Here is a 19905-nt window from a genome sequence, read left to right as displayed (position 1 = left end):
CCCGTGCACACACCACGGATCGTCGTCCTGACCGGAGCCGGCATCTCGGCGGAGAGCGGCCTGCCGACCTTCCGCGACGCCGACGGCCTGTGGGAGGGCCACGACCCGATGACGGTCGCCACCCCCGAGGCGTACGACGACGACCCGGCCCTCGTGCACCGGTTCTACGACGAGCGACGCGCCGCCCTCGCCCGGGTCCGGCCCAACGCGGCGCACCGGGCGCTGGCACGGCTCGAGGACGCCCTCGGCGACCGGCTCCACCTCGTCACCCAGAACGTCGACGACCTGCACGAGCGCGGCGGCTCGCGCCGGGTGCACCACATGCACGGCCGCCTGCGTGCCGCGTGGTGCACCGCCTGTGACGAGCGCACGGAGTGGGACGGTCCGCTCGGCCACCGCCCGGCGTGCCCGTCCTGCGACGAGCCGGCGCTGCGCCCCGACGTGGTGTGGTTCGGCGAGGTCCCCCACGGCATGGACGCGATCGAGGAGGCGCTCTGGGAGTGCGACCTCTTCGTCGCGATCGGCACCTCGGGGCTGGTCCACCCCGCCGCGGCGTTCGTGCACTACGCGGTCGGCAACGGCAAGGAGACCCTCGAGCTCAACCTCGACGCGAGCGAGGCGAGCGGCGACGTCGGCCAGTCCCGTCGCGGCCCGGCCACCGAGCTCGTCCCGGCGTGGGTCGACGAGGTGCTCGGGCAGGCCTGAGGCCGGCTCACCAGCCGGATCACCAGGTGACGACGATCGCCTCCGGCGGCTCGGCGATCGGCAGGAGCACCCGGAACGTCGACCCGACGCCCAGCTCGGAGTCCACCGAGATCCGTCCACCGTGGCGCTCCACGATCCGCTGGGTGATGGTGAGCCCGAGGCCGGTGCCGGGGCGCTCGAGGGCGTCGCGGTTGGTGCTGCGGAAGAACTCGGTGAACAGCCGGGTGCGGTCGTCCTCGGAGATGCCGATGCCCTCGTCGGCACACTCCAGCACGACGTGGTCGTCCTGGCGCCACAGCGAGAGCCGCACGCAGCCGTCCTGGTCGGAGTAGCCGATCGCGTTGGTGAGCAGGTTGGTGACCACACTGGTCAGCGACGTCTCGTCCCCGAGCACGACCAGCGGCTCCGGCGGGGTCGCGCAGACGATCCCCACGCCGCGCTGCGCGGCGGCCAGCGTCGCCTGCTCGACCACCGAGGTGACCACCCAGCGCAGGTCCACCGGCACGGCGTCGAGCTCACGGGAGGGGTCGCCCACCTTGCTCAGCGTCATCAGGTCGTCGACCAGGGTGGCGAGCCGGTCGGCGCCGCGGGTGATCGCTTCGAGGGACACCAGTGCCGCGGGCGGCAGGCCCTCGACGTCGCCGAGCGACGCGAGCATCTCCGCGTGGCCCGCGACCACCCCGATCGGGTTCTTGAGCTCGTGGGCGAGGGTGGCGATGAGGCCGGCGCGGTAGTCGTCGACCCGACGCAGCTCCTCGGCCGCCTCCCGCTCGCGCTGGGAGGCACGGGCGTTGAGGATCGCCCGTCCCAGGTCCTGCCCGACGTCGAGGGCCGCCGAGCTCTCGTCGTCGGTCCATGCGGCGCTGCCCACCGCACGCGCGATGGCCAGCATGCCGAGCACCTCGTCGCCGGCACCGACGGGCACGATCACCACCTCGCCCCACCCGTGCGCGGCCAGCAGGGCGACCAGCTCGTCGCGGTGCTGCGCGTCGAGGTCGTCGTCGCCCCACACGCGGGTGCCGTCGACGAGCACGACGCGCTGGCGCGCCCAGCAGGCGCGCGCGGAGTCCTGGAGCGCCGGGTGCAACGGTGGAGCGCCGACCTCCACCGCGGCGGGCGGGTGCATGGTCAGCGCCTCGCCGAAGACGTCCACGGCGAGCACCTCGGCCCGGAAGGCGCGATGCAGCTCCTCGCCCGCGACCCGCAGCAGCTCGCCGAGACCGTGCCGGCTGGCGGCCGAGCGGACGACGACGCGGGCACCGGTCGCGAGCCGGATGCCGGCGGCGTACTCCTCGCGCTCGATCGTGGTGATGACGGCCTGGAGGCTGACGTCGAGGTCGGCGCTCATCGCGGTCAGCAGCTCGTACGTCGGTCGGAGACCGGAGTCGGGGACGTCGAAGTAGACGAACGCGCGCAACCGTCCCGCGCCGTCGAACAGCCGGGCGACCAGCATGTCCTGGGGGTGCCAGTCGTCGGACGAGCTCGGGGCGTCACCCTCGGGCACGACGACGTACGGCTCGATGCGGTCCCACGCCTCCTGGGTCATCGACTCCCAGGGGACGAAGGTGAAGACGCCGACCACGTCGCCGAGCTCGACCGCCGGATACATCGCGTCGAGCGGCGAGCTCTGTCCCTCCAGCTCGCGCACGTCCGGGTCGTCGCCGGCGATCGCGACGAACTCCATCATGTCGTCGCTGCGGCGCACCTCGATGGCACAGATCCTGAAGCCCGCGCGGCGTCGCAGGTCGTCCGCGATACGCCACAGCTGGGCACGGGACGCCGGCTCGCCCCAGCCCCCCTGGTGGGGGCGGTCGTGCTCGACGGTCTGCTCGCTGGTCGTCATGCCCCTCACCTCCGCCCTACACGATGACATGGCGGAGGCCCTCGCGGGGCGCGTTTCACGCAGAGAGCGAGCTGGGTCAGCTCGTTGCGAGCCTCATGTTGTCGATCTCCGGGTAGTGCTGACGGATGTTCACCTTGCGCTCGAGCTCGCCGATGATCGCCGGGGCGAAGTTGACCTCGTAGAGGCTCTGCGCGCTGCCGAGGCCACCGGGGCTGAAGACGTTGATCTCCATCAGCTTGTCGCCGACGATGTCGAGCCCGACGAGGAACATGCCGTCCGCGACGAGCTTGGGACGGACCACCTCGACCATCTCCAGCATCGCGTCGGTGACGGTGACCTTCTCGGCCTTCCCGCCCGCGGACATGTTGGAGCGGATGTCCTTGGTCTTGTTCGTACGCCGGAACGCGGCGTACTCGCCCTGGTGCATGAGCGGCTGGCCGTTCATGACAAACATCCGCACGTCGCCGTTGACCGCCTCGGGGAGGTACTCCTGCGCGACGACGTAGCCGTCGCGGGAGATCGCCTCGATGATCTGGGTGAGGTTGGGCGCCTCCTTGCGGTCGACCAGGAACACGCCGGCGCCGCCCGACCCCTGCAGCGGCTTGAGCACGGCCTTGCCGCCGAGGTCCGCGATGAACTCCTCGATCATCTTCTCGTCGCGCGAGATCAGGGTGCGCGGCCGGACGACCTCGGGGAAGTGCTGGAAGTAGGCCTTGGACAGCGCGTTGGCCAGGCTGGTCGGGTCGTTGACCACCAGCACGCCGGTCGAGGCGATCAGCTGGCCGAAGGCCACCCCGGCGTTGTTGCGCCACGGGTCGGTCTCGGCGTCGTCGGCCGGGTCGTTGCGCAGCATCACCACGTCGAACTCGTCGAGCCCGAGGAGCTGCTCGACCTCCGGCTTCTGGACGTCGGACATGTGCCGCTCCAGCGAGCGGTAGCTCTTGGCGTCGCCCGCGCGCGCCTTGGTGCTGAGCGAGCCGTCGGGCTCGTAGGCGAAGTCGCCGATGCCCATGTACCAGGCCTCGTGGCCCATCTCCTTGGCCGCCATGGCCAGCCGGTTGGTGGTGTACTGCGCCTGCTCGGTGTCGATGTCGTTGACGACGAAGCCGATCTTCATGTGCGTTCCTCCAGGAGTGTGCTGAGATCTTCGGTCCCGGCGGCCCTCTCGAGGTTGGCCGCGGCAGCCGGGTCGTGCAGGTAGCGGGGCAGCACCCGCGGGGGGTGGAGCACACCCCGGTCGCGCAGGTCGCCGATGAGGGGTAGGTCCCCCAGCGAGAACTTGCCCAGCCAGAGCAGGTCGAGCGCGCCGCCACCGCCGAGGTGCTCGAGCAGCTCGACGAGGCCGCGCAGGTAGATGGCGTCCTTGGTCATCCCTCCGGACCGGTAGACGCGCATCACGGTGGTGAAGGCACTGCCGCGCGGGAAGCCGTCCGACACCAGGGCGTCGTGGGCCTCGCCGAACGTCGCGCCGCCGATGAGGCGGTGCACGGTCACGACGCGACCGGCGAGCTGGCGCAGCCGGAAGGCGGTGAGCCCGCCGCACGCGATCTCCGCGAGCACGGCCAGCCCCTCCTGGGTCTCGTCGTAGCCGGCCAGCCCGACGCCCAGCACCTTGATCGGCTGGTGGGTGCCGTTGGCCTGGGTGACGAGGTGGGTGCCCACCTCGTGGTGCAGCAGGGCGGCCGCGCGGGCGTGCTGCACCCGCGACTCCGGCCCGATGAGCAGGGTGTCGCCGGAGACCATCACACCGTTGACGTCGGGGCGGATCTCGGCGTGCATCTCGAGGTCGGGGTCGACCTCGCGGTAGTGGGCGATCTCCGCCTCGGCCAGCGCCAGGAACTCCTCCGCGTCCAGGACGTCGCCCGGTGGCTCCGTCTCGGTGACGGTCTCGAGCAGCGCCTCGGCCTGCCGGCGCAGGGCGGGCGACACCCCGCCGTACAGCTCGATGCTCAGCTGGAGGAAGTCGTCGGACTCGCGCGCCTGGAGCATCTCGAGCTGGAGCTCCATCTCGCGGTGCTTGGCGCGCAGCAGGTGCCCCAGCGTGGGGTCCTCGACGGAGGCGACGTCGATGTCGTCCAGCATCGCCCGGACGACCTCCGGGTCGGTCTCGAGCTCGCGGTAGGTGAAGTCGGGCTCGGGGTCCTCGCCCTCGAGGAAGTCGTCCTTGACGTCGTCGGCGTCGACCGGCGTGATGTCGAGGAGGAAGCGGAAGGTCCGGGAGAGCTGGGCCAGGGAGTGGTCGATCGCGCGATCGGACGGGGCGATCTCCGGAGGCTCCGACGACCCGGCGTCCGGGCTCACCGGAGCCGGGCCAGGGCCTGCTCGAGCACCGGGACGGTGGCGCCGAGGGCCCGGACGGTCTCCGCGAGGCGGTCGTGGTCGACCTCGGCGGTCCACTCGTCCATGAAGGTCTTCTTGAACTCCAGCGCCAGGCAGCAGCCCACGCCGGGGTAGCGGTCGTGCACGAACCACGACACCGCGCGGCCCCGGAACTTCACGTTCTCCCGGACGTCGAGGGGCTCGCCGCCGACGTGCTGCTTGGAGAGCGTCTCCACGAAGTCGTCGAGGAGGCGACCGAAGCGGTCGCTGTCGAGGGTGCCGGTCCCGACGTTGACCACCGGGTTGTCCTCGGCGGGCTCCGGGTCGGCGTCGGCGCCGTCGCGACGGTGGTTGTAGGAGTGCACGTCGAGGAGCACGAAGGGACCGCGGGCGGCCACCGCGTCGAGGCGCTCGCCGAGGCGCGCGTAGAACTCGTCGTACACGGCGAGGCTGCCGGCGGTCAGGTCGTCGGAGAGCGTGCCGTCGGCCCACACGTCCAGGCCCCAGCAGTCGTCCGGCTCGCGGTAGACCGCCTCCTCACGGGGCCTGTTGAGGTCGACCTCGAAGCGCGAGCGTGCCGTCAGCGCACGGGAGTCGACGGCCGCGGCGATCACGTCGGTGTGCGGGTCCTCCTCGCGCAGCCGGACGTCCTCGTCGAGCACCATCGCTGCCGCGATGTCGGGCCGCAGGTCGTGTCCCGCGTGCACCGAGGTGGCCACGACCTGCGTGTCCCAGCCTCCGGTGAACGCGACGAGCCCTGACGTCTCTCTCCCAGTCGTCATGCGGGCCTGTCTACCCACCGCGTCCGTCCCGCGGCCAACCCAGCACACCCACAGGGGTGTGCGGAATCAGCGCGTACGACGCAGCAGCGCGCCGGCGTGCGCCGGCAGCTCCAGTCCGTCGGCGACCAGCGAGGCGCCGGCAGGCGTCGTGAAGAGCAGCTCGTGCTCGCCCGGCAGGTCGATGGTCGCGGGGGCGGCCCCGACGTTGACCACGACGGTCACCGCACCGCGGTGCATCACCAGGGTGCGCGCGTCCTCGTCGACGTCCACGTCGACCCGGCGCAGGTCCGGGTCGGTGAGCTCGGGCAGCTCACGACGCAGCGCGGCCAGCCGGCGGTAGACGTCGAGGAGCACCGCGTGGCGCCCCGTGCCGAGCTCGTCCCAGTCCAGCTTGGAGCGCTCGTACGTCGCAATGTCCTGCGGATCGGGCACGACCGCGGGGTCCCAGCCCATCCGCTCGAACTCCGCGAGCCGGCCCTCGGCGGTGGCCCGACCGAGCTCGGGCTCCGGGTGCGAGGTGAAGAACGCGAACGGCGTGGATGCCGCCCACTCCTCGCCCTGGAAGAGCATCGGGGTGAAGGGCGACGCCAGGGTCAGCAGCGCCGCGCAGGCGAGCTGGTCGTCGTCGAGCGCCTCGGTGACCCGGTCGCCGCGGGCGCGGTTGCCGATCTGGTCGTGGTTCTGGCTCGCCACCACGAGGCGCCAGCCCGGCACCCGCTCGACGTCCACGGCCACCCCGTGCACCCGGTTGCGGAACGAGCTGAACGTGCCGTCGTGGAAGAACCCGCGGGTCAGCACCTTGCCGAGCGCCGAGAGCGGCTCGAAGTCGGCGTAGTAGCCGTCGGTCTCGCCGGTGAGCGCCACGTGCACGGCGTGGTGGAAGTCATCGCTCCACTGCGCGTCCAGCCCGTAGCCACCGCCCTCACGGGGGGTGACGAGGTGCGGGTCGTTGAGGTCCGACTCGGCGATGAGGGTGAGCGGACGGCGCAGGTGGGCCGACAGCGCGGCCACCTCGACGGCCATCTCCTCGAGCAGGTGCGTCGGCGACTCGTCGGAGAACGCGTGCACGGCGTCGAGGCGGAGCCCGTCGACGTGCATGTCGGCGAACCACATCCGCACGCTGTCGAGGATGAGCCGCCGGACCTCGTGGCTGCCCTCCCCGTCGAGGTTGACCAGGTCACCCCAGGTGTTGGATCCCGCCTTGAGGTAGGGCCCGAAGACCGGCAGGTAGTTGCCCGAGGGGCCGAGGTGGTTGTGGACCACGTCCTGGATCACGCCGAGGCCGGCCGCGTGGCAGCCGTCGACGAAGCGCTGGTACGCCGCGGGGCCGCCGTACTGCTCGTGGACGGCCGACCACAGGACGCCGTCGTAGCCCCAGTTGTGGGTGCCGTTGAAGGCGTTGACGGGCATCAGCTCGACGAGGTCGACCCCGATCGACCGGAGGTGGTCGAGGCGGCCGAGGGCGGCGTCGAGGGTGCCCTCGGGGGTGAAGGTGCCGACGTGCATCTCGTAGATCACCGAGCCGGCGAGCTGGCGCCCGGTCCAGGTGTCGTCCGACCACACGTGAGCACCGGGGTCGAAGGTGCGGGACAGGCCGTGCACCCCGTCCGGCTGCCGGCGCGAGCGCGGGTCGGGCAGCGGGGTGGTGGCGTCGTCGACGAGGTAGCCGTAGTCGACCTCGCCCTCCGGCACGGGGCCGGTGGGGGTCCACCAGTCGTCGGCACGACGGGCCATCGGCACCCGCGCATCGCCGACCCGGAGCGCGAGGGACTCCGCCCTAGGGGCCCAGACGTCGAAGCGGCCGCGGACCTCGTCGAGCGGCGCAAGGCTGCGGGTGAGCAGCGCCACGGGCAGGTGGGCCAGCAGCTCCGCGAGCGGGACGTCGCCCGTGAAGACGCGACCGGAGACCGCGTCGGTCCACTCCCCGGCGGGCAGGGCGAGGGTGGTGTCCGCCCAGCCGCCGCGCCCGGCGAGGCCGAGCGGCAGGCGGGTGACCACGGTGATGGCCCCGCCGCGGTCGAAGGCCAGCGCGTGGTCGGCGGCCTCCCCCCTCGCTGTGAGCGGGGCGTAGGAGTCGAAGAGCTCGGACTGCTCGCGGCGGGCCCGCAGGCCGGCGCGGGTGACGAGCAGCTTGGCCGCGCCGGGGTCGTCGACGCTCCCGGTCAGCGCGGGGCGCTCGCCCTGCTCGACCGCGTGCAGCAGCGAGCGGCGTACGTCGAAGTCGACCGGGCGACGGTTGTCGGGGTCGACGAGGGACTGCTCCCACAGCTCGCTGCCCTGGTAGACGTCGGGCACGCCCGGCATCGTGATCGCGACCAGCTTGGCGGCCAGCGCGTTGCTCCAGCCGGCCGCGGCGACGGCGTCGAGCACCTCGTCGACCACGGCGCGCACCTCGGGCCGGTCGATTGCGGCGTCGACGGCCGCGTGCACGGCCGCCTCGTAGTCCTCGTCGGGCTCGGTCCACTGCGTGCGGTCGCCCGCTTCGCGCATGGCCTTCTCGGCGTACCCGTGGAGCCGCTCGCGCCAGTCACCGTCGAGGCCGGACGCGGGCCAGGCGCCGACGACGGCCTGCCAGAGCAGGTTGCCGAAGCCCGGGTCGGGCAGGGGCACCAGGTCGAGCAGCCGGTCGAGCGCCCGCTCCCAGGTGTCGGGGACCTCGGCCAGCGCGGTGATGCGGGCGCGGACGTCCTCGCCGCGCTTGGTGTCGTGGGTCGAGAGCGCCGTCATCGCGTGCGGCCACTCGCGCTGGCGGGTGGCCATCGCGTCGTGCCACTCGTCGGCGGTGACCGAGAAGACCGACGGGTCCGCCCCCACCTCGTTCAGCGAGGTGAGCCGTGACCAGCGGTAGAACGAGCAGTCCTCGACGCCCTTCGCCATCACCATCCCGGAGGTCTGCTGGAAGCGCAGGGCCGGGGGCTGGGCAGGGTCGGACAGCACCGGGAGCAGCACGTCGAGCGTGGCGGCCAGGTCGGGTCGGTGCTCGCGGGCCAGGGCGAAGGCCTCGTCGAGGTGCTCACGACCGCCGGGGAGGTAGGAGCGGTAGACGGGGAAGCAGGCCACCAGCTCGCCCACCGCGTCCTCGGTGTCGGGCGGCGCGTCGGCCCCCGAGCGGCTGAGTGCGACGCGCAGCTCGCGGCCGATGCGGAGCACCTCCGAGCGCAGGATGCCGTCGGCGACGGCGCGCTTGTTGTCATGGACCATCCGGGCCCAGTCGACGGGTCCGCCCCGGAGCCGCTCGTCGAGCGCACCGAGGGCCTCGGCCGCGGCCGGGTCGGTGAGCACCCGGTCGATGAGCGCCATCGCGTCGTAGCCCGTGGTGCCGGCGGTCGGCCACTCGCGCGGCAGCTCCTCGCCGGGCTCGAGGATCTTCTCGACGAGCACGTAGGCGTCGCCCGTCAGCTCGGCGAGGTCGCGGAGGTAGCCCTCGGGGTCGCGCAGGCCGTCGGGGTGGTCGACGCGCAGGCCGTCGACGAGCCCCTCGGTGAACCAGCGGCCGATCTCGTCGTGGGAGCGGTCGAACCACTCACGGTCCTCGACCCGGATCGCGGCCAGGGTGTTGACGGCGAAGAACCGGCGGTAGTTGAGGCCGGCGTCGGCCGTGCGCCAGGACACCAGCTCGTAGTGCTGACGGGCGTGCACGTCCTGGGCGGTGATCCCGAGCTCGTCCATGTCGTCGGCGCTGCCGGGGGCCAGCGGGAAGGCGTGGTCGTGGTAGCGCAGCTGGCCGGCCTCGACCACGAGGTGGTCGATCGTGCCGTGGTCGAGGAGGTCGTCGTCACCGACCACCGGGATGCGCAGGCGTCCGCCGCCCGCCGCCCAGTCGATGTCGAACGCGTCGGCGTACTCCGAGGCCTGGCCGTGGGTCAGCACCGACCACCACCACGCGTTGTCGTCGGCCTTGGCGACGCCCACATGGTTGGGGACGATGTCGACCAGCACGCCCATGCCCAGCCGGTGCGCCTCGGCCGACACCGCCGAGAGGCCCGACACCCCGCCGCGGGCCGCGTCGATGCGCCCGTGGTCGGACACGTCGTACCCGTGGTTGCTGTGCGACTCCGCCGCGAGGAGCGGCGAGAGGTAGACCCAGTCCACCCCGAGGTCGTGCAGGTACGGCAGCACCCGCGCAGCCTCGTGCAGGTCGAAGTCCTCGGTGATCTGGATCCGGTAGGTGCTGACGGGCGTGCGCATGGTCCCTCTCGGTGGGCTGTGCTCTGCTCCAGTCCTGGTTTCAGTCCTGGTCGTGGCGGTGGCGCTTGTCGGCGGCGGGGGTGGCGTCGGTGGTGCCGGCGTCGGCGAGCGAGGCCAGCGACGCGGCGACCGAGTGGTCGGGCTGCGTCTCGGGCTCGGCGTGCTCACGCAGCACCACGAGGCTGTGCGTCCCGAGGTGGAACGTCTCCCCCGCAGCCAGGGTCTGCGCCGTGTCGGCCGCACCCCCGGTGTCGATGACGACGTCCCACGCCGCGGCGTACTCGTCCTGGGGCAGCGTCACGTCGGCCGGGCCGTCGGCGTTGAAGTAGAGCAGGAAGTGGTCGTCGGTGATGGTGCCGCCGCGGGCGTCCTTGCCGGCGATCCCGTCGCCGTTGAGGTACATCCCGATCGCCTTGGCACCCTCCCAGCTGTCGTCCTCCATCGGGGTGCCGTCGAGCGACAGCCACACGATGTCGTTGAGGCGCTCGCCGTCGCCGGTGCGCACGGTGTTGCCGGTGAAGAAGCGCTTGCGGTGGAACGTCGGGTGGCTGGCGCGCAGCTTGGCGACCGCGGCGGTGAATTCGATGAGCGGCTTGTCGGCCCGGTCCCAGTGGACCCAGGCGATCTCGCTGTCCTGGGCGTAGGTGTTGTTGTTGCCGTCCTGGGTGCGGCTCATCTCGTCGCCGTGCAGCAGCATCGGCACGCCCTGGCTCAGCAGCAGGGTGGCGATGAAGTTGCGCTGCTCGCGGGCCCGGGCCTCGAGGATCTCGGGGTCGTCGGTGGGGCCCTCCACGCCGTGGTTCCAGGAGCGGTTGTGGCTCTCGCCGTCGTTGTTGTCCTCGCCGTTGGCCTCGTTGTGCTTCTCGTTGTAGGACACGAGGTCGCGCAGGGTGAAGCCGTCGTGGGCGGTGACGAAGTTGATGCTGGCGAAGGGCCGGCGACCGGAGTGCTCGTAGAGGTCGGAGGACCCGGAGAGCCGGGAGGCGAAGTCGCCCAGCGACGGCTCGCCGCGCCAGAAGTCGCGCACGGTGTCGCGGTAGTCGCCGTTCCACTCGGTCCACTGGGGCGGGAAGCCGCCGACCTGGTAGCCGCCGGGGCCGATGTCCCACGGCTCGGCGATGAGCTTGACCTGGCTGACGACGGGGTCCTGCTGCACCATCTCGAAGAAGGTGGAGAGCTTGTCGACGTCGTAGAACTCGCGGGCCAGGGTGGCGGCGAGGTCGAAGCGGAAGCCGTCGACGTGCATCTCGGTGACCCAGTAGCGCAGCGAGTCCATGATCAGCTGGACCGAGTGCGGGTGGCGCACGTTGAGGCTGTTGCCGGTGCCCGTGTAGTCCATGTAGTAGCGCTGGTCGTCCTCGACGAGGCGGTAGTAGGCCGGGTTGTCGATGCCCTTGAAGCTCAGCGTCGGCCCCATGTGGTTGCCCTCGGCGGTGTGGTTGTAGACCACGTCGAGGATGACCTCGATGCCCGCGGCGTGCATCGCCTTGACCATCGACTTGAACTCCTGCACCTGCTGGCCCTCGACGCTCGAGGCGTAGTCGGCGTGCGGCGCGAAGAAGCCCAGCGTGTTGTAGCCCCAGTAGTTGCGCAGGCCCTGGTCGAGCAGGGTGGAGTCCTGGATGAACTGGTGGACCGGCATCAGCTCGATGGCGGTGACGCCGAGCTTGGTGAGGTGACCGGTGATCGCCGGGTGCGCGAGGGCGGCGTACGTCCCGCGCTGCTCCTCGGGGATGTCCGGGTGCAGCTGGGTGAGCCCCTTGACGTGCGCCTCGTAGATGAAGGACTCGTTGTAGGGGATGTTGAGCTTGCGGTCGCCCTCCCAGTCGAAGAACGGGTTGATGACCACGCCGTGCGTCATGTGGGACGCGGAGTCGTCGTCGTTGCGGGAGTCCGGGTCACCGAAGGTGTAGCCGAACAGCGACTGGTCCCAGTCGATCTCGCCGCTGGTCGCCTTGGCGTAGGGGTCGAGGAGGAGCTTGTTCGGGTTGCAGCGCAGGCCGTTGGCCGGGTCCCAGGGGCCCTGGACGCGGTAGCCGTACCGCTGTCCCGGCTGCACCGTGGGGAGGTAGCAGTGCCACACGTAGGCGTCGACCTCGGTGACCTCGACGCGGGTCTCGGTGACCTTGCCGCGGGCGCCGACCTCGAAGAGGCACAGCTCGACGCGCTCGGCGACCTCGCTGAAGAGGGCGAAGTTGGTGCCGCTGCCGTCGAAGGTGGCACCGAGCGGGTAGGGCGTTCCTGGCCAGATCTGCACGGCACTCCTTGATAGTTGGATCGTTCAAAGCGTAACCGCTCGACTGGTCCCGATCTCCATCATGGCCCGCGGCAGCGTCCTGCGCATTCCGCTGCGCACCCCTGCGGGTGCATGGTCTGATGCTGCCGCCGGTCGATCAGGGGGTCTCCAGTGGCATCACGTACGACGCGCGCCGTCGCGCGCACCGCACTCGCCGTCGTCGCGACCGCAGCCGTCGCGGGCTGCAGCGTCTACGAGGACCTCACGACCAGCGACTTCGCCAAGCAGGGCGTGTCCGACGTCGTGTCGGCGAGCCTGGACACGATGACCGAGGTGGACTCGCTGCGGATGACCGGGCAGCTGTGGCTGAAGGGTCGGTCGCACTTCGTGGACCTCCACCTCAGCCGCTCCGGCGACTGCACCGGCTCGCTCACCTACGACGGCAGCCACGTCGACGTCCGGGGCGTCGACGGCAAGGCCTGGGTGAAGGGCGACGTCGGGTTCATCAACACCGCAGGCGGCGGTGCCGCCCTGCCGCAGGCGACCAAGGAGCGGCTCGCCCGGTCCTGGATCCCGCTGGGGACCCGGCAGGCCCGCGACCTCTGCGCCTTCGAGAAGCTCTTCGACAAGTACGGCGTCGTCCACGAGGACGACGAGGTGGCCGACCTCACCCGCGGTGAGGAGGTCTCCCTGGACGGCATGAAGGCGGTGGTGGTGACCGGGACTGACGGTGGGGTGGCCACCCAGCGGGCGTGGATCGCCACGGACGACCCCCACTACGTCCTCAAGATCACCCAGGAGGGGGGACGGGAGCCCGCGGCCCTGGCGTTCTCCGAGTTCGACCAGGAGTTCGAGGTCGAGCCACCGCCCGCCAAGGACGTCCTGCGCTCCTGACTCCCCTCCGTGCTCAGCGTCCGTTCTCGCTGAAGTGCTGGTAGTCCTTGGCGCTGCTCCAGTCGCCGCCCCACTCCCAGCCGATCCGGGCGAACGCGTCGATCACGGGGCCCGCCTCCACGACCATGCCCGGGCGCACCCGGTCCCTCCGCAGGTAGGCGCTGGCCAGCTCGGGCAGCACCACGTCGCCCTTGAGGTAGGGGTTCTGGAAGGTGTTGAGGTCGATGGCCAGGCCGTAGGCGTGCTGGGAGAAGTACGACGCCCCGGTCGTCGGCCGGCAGACGAACGCACCCGTGGCGTTGCCGTCGCCCGTCGGCGGCTCGTCGGGGTCGTAGGAGCGCACGATCACCACCTGCTCCTGCGGGAAGCGCTGCCGGAAGAGGGCGCCGAACACCTCGGCGATGCCGTCGGCCGCGCGGGAGTGCACGAGCAGCTCGCCGGTGTGGGCGCGGTGGTCGAAGCCCCAGAACTTCACCCGCACCCACGCGAGGTCGCCCGGCGCGACGGGGCAGCCCTCCTTCCACGTCGACCGCGCGACCACCCGCGCGGGTGCCGGGGAGACGACCTTCGCGCGGTAGCCCCGGCCCCGGAGCATCGGCACCGTGTCGGGCAGCGTCCACCGGCGGTGCCGCAGGGCGGGCGGGGTCGGCCGGACCTCGCCGACGCCGGAGTCGGTCCGGGGCAGCTCGCGGGTGCCCAGCCACGCCGGCGGGCGGGAGCCGAGGCCGGTGGCCGGGGCCTCGATGGTGCCGTCGGGAGGGGCCGCGGACACGGGGCCGGGCGCGAGCGTCGTACCGGCCAGGACCAGGGCAGCGAGCGCGACCTTCAGCACGCGGCCACGCTAGTCGAGCGTCGCTCGTCACGACGGCGACCACGCCAGGTGACTCGCGGGTAACATCTGCTCCATGACGCGCGACATCTACGACGAGGACCACGAGGCCTTCCGCGCCTCGGTCAAGGAGTTCCTGGACCGCGAGGTGGTCCCCCACCTCGACGAGTACGCCGAGGGCCATGGCCTGAGCCGCGAGTTCTGGCTCTCGGCCGGCAAGCAGGGCTTCCTCGGCCTGGAGATCCCCGAGCAGTACGGCGGCTCCGAGGCGGGCGACTACCGCTTCAACGCCGTGCTCACCGAGGAGCTCGCCAAGGTCAACATGACGCTGCCCTCGTGCCTGGGCATCCACGCCGACATCGTGGCGCCCTACCTCGTGCACCTCACCACCGACGAGCAGAAGGAGCGCTGGCTCCCGAGGTTCTGCTCCGGCGAGCTGCTCACCGCCATCGGCATGACCGAGCCCGGCGGCGGCTCGGACCTGGCCAACCTCCGTACCACCGCGGTCCAGGACGGCGACGACTGGATCATCAACGGCTCCAAGACCTTCATCACCAACGGCGGCAGCGCCGACCTGGTGGTGGTCGCGGCCCGCACCAGCCCGGAGAAGAAGGCCAAGGGCATCAGCCTCTTCGGCGTGGACACCTCGCTCGACGGCTTCTCCGTCGGACGGGTGCTCGACAAGGTCGGCCAGGACGAGTCCGACACCGCCGAGCTGGCCTTCGACAACGTCCGGGTCAGCAACGCCGACCTGATCGGCCCGCTCGACACCGGCTTCATCTCGATGATGCAGTTCCTGCCCCAGGAGCGCCTCGGCTCGGCGGTCACCAACCTCGCCCACGCCGCGCAGATCCTCGAGGAGACCATCCAGTACGCCAAGGACCGCAAGGCCTTCGGCCAGCCGATCGGCAGCTTCCAGCACAACGCCTTCCTGATGGCCGAGCTCGTCACCCAGGTCGAGGTCACCCAGGCCTACGTCGACCAGTGCGTCATGAAGCACACCCGCGGCGAGCTGACGGCCGTCGACGCGGCCAAGGCCAAGTGGTGGACCTCGCAGGTGCAGAACGACGTGCTCGACCACTGCGTCCAGCTGCACGGCGGCTACGGCTACATGAACGAGTACCGCGTCGCCCGCGCCTGGCGCGACGCCCGGGTCAGCAAGATCTGGGCCGGCTCCAACGAGATCATGAAGATGCTGATCGGGCGCGACCTGGGCTTCTGATGTCCAGGATGTTCGTGGCGGTCGTCCCGCCGGCGGTCGCGACCGAGGACCTGGACGAGTTCCTGTCCGTACGACGCGACGCCGCCCGGTCCGTCGAGGGCTTCCGGTGGTCGTCGGCCGAGCAGTGGCACCTCACGCTCGCCTTCATGGCGGACGTGCCGGACCGCTCGCTCGACGACCTGGTGGACCGCCTGGCGGCGACCGCGGCACGGCACCCGGCCTTCACCGCGCGGGTCGTGGGTGGGGGCGCGTTCCCCCATCCCGACCGCGCGAAGGTGCTCTGGGCGGGGCTCGAGGGCGACTTCGACGCGCTGTCCCGGGGAGCCCGCTCGGCCGCGAGCACCTCGGGTGCCGTCGTCGACGGCCAGCGGTTCCGACCGCACCTCACCCTCGCGCGGCTGGGGCGGCCGGCCAACGTGAGCCGCTGGGTCCGTCTCCTCGACGCGTACGCCGGACCCGCCTGGACCGCGGACGAGGTCGCCCTCGTGGCGTCGTACCTCGGGGAGGGCCCGCGCCGCCGCCCGCGTCACGAGGTGGTCGCGACGCTCCCGCTGGCGCGACCGGAGGGCTAGGCCGGGACGCTCAGCGAGGCGGCCACGTCACGCGCGAGCCGGAGCCAGGACTCGAGCTCGACGGCGTCGGGCTCCCAGTGGGCCGTCACCGTCACCGTGCCGTCCATCACCACGACCCAGGTGCGACTGGCCACGATGCGGTCCACCAGCGGGGCGACCCGCTCGCGGATGCTGTCGTAGTCGCCGGCGGCGACCAGCTGGCCGGGCGCGTCGCCGACGGACCGGTCCTTGAAGGTGCTCGGGAACAGCATCGGCGTGTAGACGACCGGCAGGTCGCGCAGCAGGACCTCGGCGTCGACCCCCGGCGCGTCCACCTGCAGGACGTGCTGCCGGATCGCCATCTTCATCGGGGACTGGCGACGCCCGGAGTAGGCCGTCCACGACGTCGCGGTGAAGCCGTCGCCCTCGACGACGAAGTCGCAGGCGCCGACGTCGACCGTCTCGGCCCGCAGGCGCGACGGGAACGTGCGCGACCCCACCTCGGCGCCCCAGCGGACCGTCCACCCCTGCTCGGCGGCGAGGCGGCGTACGGACTCCTGCCTGGCCTCCGCCTCCTCGAGCACGGCGCGGTCGCCGGCCCCGCCGCGGCGGTAGGTGCGCAGCCACAGGCGGGACCGGGCGGCCAGGACCCCCACGGCAGCCACGGCCAGCAGGGCTCCGAGCCAGTCGCCGACACTCATGCGCGCATGTCTAGCAGGCCCCTCACGAGCGCTGGCGGACGGTGTCGCCGGTGCCGTCGTGCCGGACCCGGCCCAGCCGAGCCTCGCCTTCGTTGCGCAGCGTCCTCGTACTGCGGACGATGGGGCCATGAGCACCGACGCGGCCGACCTCCAGATCGGCCCCCACGACGACGAGCCCCACGACGAGAGCCTGGCCGCACGGCTCAACTGGCTGCGGGCGGCGGTGCTCGGCGCCAACGACGGCATCGTCTCGACCGCGGGCCTGGTGGTCGGCGTCGCGGGTGCCACCACCGACCACCGCGCCATCCTGGTCGCGGGTGTCGCCGGGCTCGTGGCCGGAGCGATCAGCATGGCCGCCGGGGAGTACGTGTCGGTCAGCACGCAGCGCGACTCCGAGCAGGCGTTGCTGGCCAAGGAGCGACGCGAGCTCGCCGAGGAGCCCGAGGAGGAGCTCGCCGAGCTGGCGGACCTCTACGTGCAGAAGGGCCTGTCCCAGGACCTCGCCATGCAGGTGGCCGAGCAGCTGACCGAGCACGACGCCCTGGGCGCGCACGCGGAGGCCGAGCTGGGCATCGACCCCGACGAGCTCACCAACCCCTGGCACGCGGCCTGGGCCTCGATGCTCGCCTTCACCGTCGGCGCCCTGCTCCCCCTGCTCACCATCGGCCTGAGTCCCGCCGACGTCCGCCTGTGGGTGACCGGCTTCTCCGTGGTGGTGGCCCTCGCCCTGACGGGCTGGGCCAGCGCCCGGCTGGGGCAGAGCCCCGCCGGACGCGCCGTGGTCCGCAACGTCGGCGGTGGTGTCATCGCGATGGTCGTGACCTATGGCATCGGCGCCCTGGTGGGCGGTCTCTGACGTACGACGCCCGTGCCCTCAGGACCGGCGAGGCCCTGCCGACCGACTGACGCAGGGGCGAGGCGCAGCTCGCTCAGCGCGACAGGGCTGCTGCGACCTCACGGGCGAGCCGGAGGCGGAACTCCAACCCGGATGCGTCCGGCTCGAGGGCGGCCATCACCGTCACGTCGCCCGGAGCCGTGAGGATCCAGGACCCGCTGGCCCGCACCTGCTCCACCAGCGGCCCGAGGAGGTCCTCCACCTCGCGATAGTCCCCCCCGGCGAAGAGTCCGCCGATGGGCTCCTCGACGGCGACCCGGCCCTGGAAGCGGGTGGGGAGGAGCAGCTCCTCCTGACCCCTGGCCGAGCGGCGTACGAAGAGGCTGTGCCTCACCTCGGGGGCTCGCAGCCGCAGCAGCCAGAGGCGGCTCTGCGCCCCTGCGAGGGCACCCACCATCTTCTCCTTGGCCGCCCACGAGGAGGCCTCGAAGTCGGGGCCGCTGAGGACGAGCAGGCAGGCGCGTCCGTCCTCGCGGACCGAGCGCAGGTCCTCCGGCCACGACCGGTCGGGGTGCTCGTCGACCTGCCACCCGGACCGCCGGGCGAGGTCGATCGCGGACTGCTGGGTGCTGTCCCAGCTGCTCTCGCGCTCGCGGTCACGGCCGTAGAGCTGCTTGCCCTGCACCAGGACGCGGAAGAGCAGGTAGCCGAGCCCGACCGCCGCGGCCGCCACCACCAGCAGGTCGAGCAGGAAGGACCCGGTCACGGGCGCGACTCGTCGTCGTCATCGAGGTTGGCCGGATCGATGTGGGCGAGCAGGTCGGCGTCGCTCTGGGAGGCCATGTGGTCCCTCAGCTGAGGGTCGTCGGGGAGCGTCTCCTCGGCGATGGCCTTCACCTGGCGGTTCCACTCGGCGACGGCCCGGTCGTGCGCCTGCTTGAGCGCGAACCCCAGCGCCGCGTGCGAGCTGGGCGCGCCCGCCGAGAACTCGATGTCGACGACGACGGCGCTGCCGTCGACCGTGACCTCGACCAGCCCCTGGGCGGAACGGCCCACGGCGCGGATCGCGAGCACCCGGTCGGCCGCCAGGTCGGCGTTCTCGGCGCGACGCCGGTAGTCCTCGGCGACCTGGTCGAGGTTGTCGGCGGTGACCTGGGTCGGTGGTGTGTAGCTCATCCGTTGGCCACATCCAGTCCGGCGGTGTAGGCCGCGAGACCCACGGCGAGCTTGCTGGTCAGGACGTCCTTGAGCGTCGTCACCAGCAGGTCGGAGTGCCGGATCGCCTGGACGAGCAGGTCGGCGACCTGGCGCGAGTCACTCACGGTGATCCAGATGCGGTGCGTCGCCTTCGGCACCACCCAGCTGGCGCCGAGGCCGAAGGTCGCGGCGACCTGCGCCGCCCAGCTGATGAGCTGGCCGACCAGCTCGGAGATGAGGCTCTTGGTGAAGCCCCGCACGGCCTGGACCACGTCGCTGGCCACCATCAGGCCCTGGCTGATGGCCCGGCACATGCCGCCCATCTTGTAGGTGATGTCGACCAGGAGGGTCACCGCGCCGGCGTAGGCATCCGCAGCCAGTCCGGACCAGGTCGCCATGGCGCGGTTCATCGTCGCCTGCAGGTCAGTGGCCGCCGCGTCGAGCGCGGAGCCGATCTCGTTCCAGGAGGAGCCGATCCCCTCGACGAGTGCCGGGTTGCCGGCCAGGCCGTCGAGCATCTGCGGCAGGGGCGGCATGTAGTCGAGCAGGAAACCGGCGACGCTCGAGCCGAGCGCGGCGATCGGGTCGATGATCATCGCGACCAGCTCGGCACAGCCACCCGCGACGTTCAAGGCGCCGAGCGCCCAGTCACCGTTGGCGAAGGCCTCGCCGGCCTTCCACGCCTCGTCGGCCCCGGGCGAGGCCTGCACGAGTCCCGAGTAGTCGTTGTCGGCGATCTGGGAGTACGGCGAACCGGCCAGGTCGCTGACATCCACGTCCACGAGGTCACCCATGGTCACAACCTCCCCAGGATCGCGGTGGAGCGCTGCGCGCAGGCTGCGTCCGCGACATCGAAGTCCGTCGCGATGGCCGCGACGACGCCCGCGTTGCCGAGGATCGCCGCCTCGAGCGGCGCCATCGCCCCCAGGGCGGCAGCCGACATGGCCACGCACGGGGGGGTGAAGAATGAGCAGAGGATGCCGAAGGCCGCCGGCGACATCGCCGTCACCGCTGCGCCCGCGCCCATGGCCTGGGCCACCTGACCGGCGACCCCCATGAGTTCGCTCGAGTTGGAGCGCAGCTCTGCCGGCTGCACCTGGAATCCCTCACTCATGCGCCGCTTTCCTTTCCGAGCAGGAGGTTCATGATGGCGTCCGCGACGGGACGGGTGTCGAGGTCTGCGAGATCGCCCGTGCGGAGCGGGCTGAGCCCGAGCCGACCCTTGGCGTCCTCGAGGGCCGCCAGCGTCTCGCCCCTCAGCTCCTCCGGGGTCAGTCCGACGATCTCGGGTCCGAAGCTCGCCCCCGCGATGAGCCCCTTGCCGTCGACGCGCACCTGCACGGCACCGTCGAGGCCCTCGCCGGTCGCTCCCGCCGCTGCGGCGGCGACCGCCGCCATCGAGGCGGCCTGGTCGGCCATCGCCTTCTCCATGGTGGCCAGCACCAGCTCACGGATCTCCAGGACCGTGTCACGGTTGGGGCCGGCAGACTGCATGGGGTTGGGGGGCAGCGACAACGGCCCGGTGGCCAGTCGCGGCGGAGGTGAGGACGTCTCGGACATGGCGTGATGCTTTCCTTCGACGGGAGCCCTAAACCTGCTCCGT

18 protein-coding genes are annotated in these 19905 nt (G+C 71.8%); 5 read left to right on the top strand and 13 right to left on the bottom strand.

Annotated features, from left to right (window positions below):
• Positions 1–3 precede the first annotated feature (3 nt).
• Complete coding sequence (locus tag ASG88_RS14495; protein ID WP_056888129.1) at positions 4–705, top strand: NAD-dependent deacylase; 702 nt, start codon at positions 4–6, stop codon at positions 703–705.
• A 19-nt stretch (positions 706–724) separates the two neighbouring features.
• On the opposite strand, the gene ASG88_RS14490 is transcribed toward ASG88_RS14495, so the two are convergent.
• The 6 genes from ASG88_RS14490 to glgX form a co-directional block, all read right to left on the bottom strand.
• Positions 725–2548, bottom strand: a complete 1824-nt coding sequence (locus ASG88_RS14490) for a GAF domain-containing sensor histidine kinase (protein WP_056888128.1) — start codon at positions 2546–2548, stop codon at positions 725–727.
• Between the two features lie 76 nt (positions 2549–2624).
• Positions 2625–3665: a glutathione synthetase gene (locus tag ASG88_RS14485; RefSeq protein WP_056888127.1), complete on the bottom strand. Its 1041-nt coding sequence runs from the start codon at positions 3663–3665 to the stop codon at positions 2625–2627.
• Positions 3662–4849: a flavohemoglobin expression-modulating QEGLA motif protein gene (locus ASG88_RS14480; RefSeq protein WP_056888126.1), complete on the bottom strand. Its 1188-nt coding sequence runs from the start codon at positions 4847–4849 to the stop codon at positions 3662–3664. Before ASG88_RS14480 ends, ASG88_RS14485 begins: the two co-directional genes overlap by 4 nt.
• Positions 4846–5649, bottom strand: a complete 804-nt coding sequence (locus ASG88_RS14475) for an N-formylglutamate amidohydrolase (RefSeq protein WP_056888125.1) — start codon at positions 5647–5649, stop codon at positions 4846–4848. The genes ASG88_RS14480 and ASG88_RS14475 overlap by 4 nt, the downstream gene beginning before the upstream one ends.
• 66 nt (positions 5650–5715) lie before the next feature.
• Entirely contained in the window at positions 5716–9837 is a 4122-nt protein-coding gene (treY, locus tag ASG88_RS23865; RefSeq protein ID WP_235534860.1) for a malto-oligosyltrehalose synthase, read from the bottom strand.
• Between the two features lie 40 nt (positions 9838–9877).
• Positions 9878–12094 carry a glycogen debranching protein GlgX gene (gene glgX / locus ASG88_RS14460; RefSeq protein WP_056888124.1) on the bottom strand — a complete coding sequence of 739 codons (2217 nt, stop codon included), beginning with the start codon at positions 12092–12094 and terminating at the stop codon, positions 9878–9880.
• Positions 12095–12244: 150 nt separating this feature from the next.
• Here glgX and ASG88_RS14455 point away from each other — a divergent pair, with 150 nt between their 5' ends.
• On the top strand, positions 12245–12967 hold the full coding sequence (locus ASG88_RS14455; protein ID WP_056888123.1) for a hypothetical protein: 723 nt from the start codon (positions 12245–12247) through the stop codon (positions 12965–12967).
• A 13-nt stretch (positions 12968–12980) separates the two neighbouring features.
• On the opposite strand, the gene ASG88_RS14450 is transcribed toward ASG88_RS14455, so the two are convergent.
• Positions 12981–13799, bottom strand: a complete 819-nt coding sequence (locus ASG88_RS14450) for a M15 family metallopeptidase (RefSeq protein ID WP_082600453.1) — start codon at positions 13797–13799, stop codon at positions 12981–12983.
• 73 nt (positions 13800–13872) lie between these two features.
• Between ASG88_RS14450 and ASG88_RS14445 the strand changes: the two genes are divergently transcribed.
• Both ASG88_RS14445 and thpR read left to right on the top strand, forming a co-directional pair.
• Positions 13873–15018 (top strand): acyl-CoA dehydrogenase family protein, encoded by a 1146-nt coding sequence (locus tag ASG88_RS14445; protein ID WP_056888122.1) that lies wholly within the window; start codon positions 13873–13875, stop codon positions 15016–15018.
• Positions 15018–15590, top strand: coding sequence for an RNA 2',3'-cyclic phosphodiesterase (thpR, locus tag ASG88_RS14440; RefSeq protein WP_056888121.1), 573 nt, complete (start codon positions 15018–15020; stop codon positions 15588–15590). Before ASG88_RS14445 ends, thpR begins: the two co-directional genes overlap by 1 nt.
• Here thpR and ASG88_RS14435 read toward each other — a convergent pair.
• On the bottom strand, positions 15587–16270 hold the full coding sequence (locus ASG88_RS14435; protein WP_056888120.1) for a hypothetical protein: 684 nt from the start codon (positions 16268–16270) through the stop codon (positions 15587–15589). The genes thpR and ASG88_RS14435 overlap by 4 nt on opposite strands.
• A gap of 127 nt (positions 16271–16397) precedes the next feature.
• On the opposite strand from ASG88_RS14435, the gene ASG88_RS14430 reads away from it, so the two are divergent.
• On the top strand, positions 16398–17126 hold the full coding sequence (locus ASG88_RS14430; protein WP_056888119.1) for a VIT family protein: 729 nt from the start codon (positions 16398–16400) through the stop codon (positions 17124–17126).
• A 73-nt stretch (positions 17127–17199) separates the two neighbouring features.
• Here ASG88_RS14430 and ASG88_RS14425 read toward each other — a convergent pair whose 3' ends face one another.
• The 5 genes from ASG88_RS14425 to ASG88_RS14405 are packed head-to-tail and all read right to left on the bottom strand — an operon-like array spanning position 17200 to position 19862.
• A complete protein-coding gene (locus ASG88_RS14425) occupies positions 17200–17871 on the bottom strand; it encodes a hypothetical protein (protein WP_056888118.1) in 672 nt (223 codons plus the stop codon).
• Positions 17868–18281, bottom strand: coding sequence for a YbaB/EbfC family nucleoid-associated protein (locus ASG88_RS14420; protein ID WP_056888117.1), 414 nt, complete (start codon positions 18279–18281; stop codon positions 17868–17870). The genes ASG88_RS14425 and ASG88_RS14420 overlap by 4 nt, the downstream gene beginning before the upstream one ends.
• Positions 18278–19096 (bottom strand): hypothetical protein, encoded by an 819-nt coding sequence (locus ASG88_RS14415; protein WP_056888116.1) that lies wholly within the window; start codon positions 19094–19096, stop codon positions 18278–18280. The genes ASG88_RS14420 and ASG88_RS14415 overlap by 4 nt, the downstream gene beginning before the upstream one ends.
• A 2-nt stretch (positions 19097–19098) precedes the next feature.
• Positions 19099–19416, bottom strand: a complete 318-nt coding sequence (locus ASG88_RS14410) for a type VII secretion target (RefSeq protein ID WP_056888115.1) — start codon at positions 19414–19416, stop codon at positions 19099–19101.
• Positions 19413–19862, bottom strand: a complete 450-nt coding sequence (locus tag ASG88_RS14405) for a hypothetical protein (RefSeq protein WP_157559743.1) — start codon at positions 19860–19862, stop codon at positions 19413–19415. The genes ASG88_RS14410 and ASG88_RS14405 overlap by 4 nt, the downstream gene beginning before the upstream one ends.
• Positions 19863–19905 lie beyond the last annotated feature (43 nt).

The sequence above is a fragment of the Nocardioides sp. Soil777 genome, assembly GCF_001428425.1.
GTDB classification, from domain to species: Bacteria; Actinomycetota; Actinomycetes; order Propionibacteriales; family Nocardioidaceae; genus Nocardioides; species Nocardioides terrigena.
This window is presented reverse-complemented; position numbering and strand designations above follow the sequence as displayed.

Coding starts and splice junctions, on each gene's coding strand:
- ASG88_RS14490 (WP_056888128.1), bottom strand. CDS start 2,548: ATGACGACCAGCGAGCAGACCGTCGAGCACGACCGCCCCCACCAGGGG.
- ASG88_RS14485 (WP_056888127.1), bottom strand. CDS start 3,665: ATGAAGATCGGCTTCGTCGTCAACGACATCGACACCGAGCAGGCGCAG.
- ASG88_RS14475 (WP_056888125.1), bottom strand. CDS start 5,649: ATGACGACTGGGAGAGAGACGTCAGGGCTCGTCGCGTTCACCGGAGGC.
- treY (WP_235534860.1), bottom strand. CDS start 9,837: ATGCGCACGCCCGTCAGCACCTACCGGATCCAGATCACCGAGGACTTC.
- ASG88_RS14445 (WP_056888122.1), top strand. CDS start 13,873: ATGACGCGCGACATCTACGACGAGGACCACGAGGCCTTCCGCGCCTCG.
- thpR (WP_056888121.1), top strand. CDS start 15,018: ATGTCCAGGATGTTCGTGGCGGTCGTCCCGCCGGCGGTCGCGACCGAG.
- ASG88_RS14435 (WP_056888120.1), bottom strand. CDS start 16,270: ATGAGTGTCGGCGACTGGCTCGGAGCCCTGCTGGCCGTGGCTGCCGTG.
- ASG88_RS14430 (WP_056888119.1), top strand. CDS start 16,398: ATGAGCACCGACGCGGCCGACCTCCAGATCGGCCCCCACGACGACGAG.
- ASG88_RS14420 (WP_056888117.1), bottom strand. CDS start 18,281: ATGAGCTACACACCACCGACCCAGGTCACCGCCGACAACCTCGACCAG.
- ASG88_RS14415 (WP_056888116.1), bottom strand. CDS start 19,096: ATGGGTGACCTCGTGGACGTGGATGTCAGCGACCTGGCCGGTTCGCCG.
- ASG88_RS14410 (WP_056888115.1), bottom strand. CDS start 19,416: ATGAGTGAGGGATTCCAGGTGCAGCCGGCAGAGCTGCGCTCCAACTCG.
- ASG88_RS14405 (WP_157559743.1), bottom strand. CDS start 19,862: ATGTCCGAGACGTCCTCACCTCCGCCGCGACTGGCCACCGGGCCGTTG.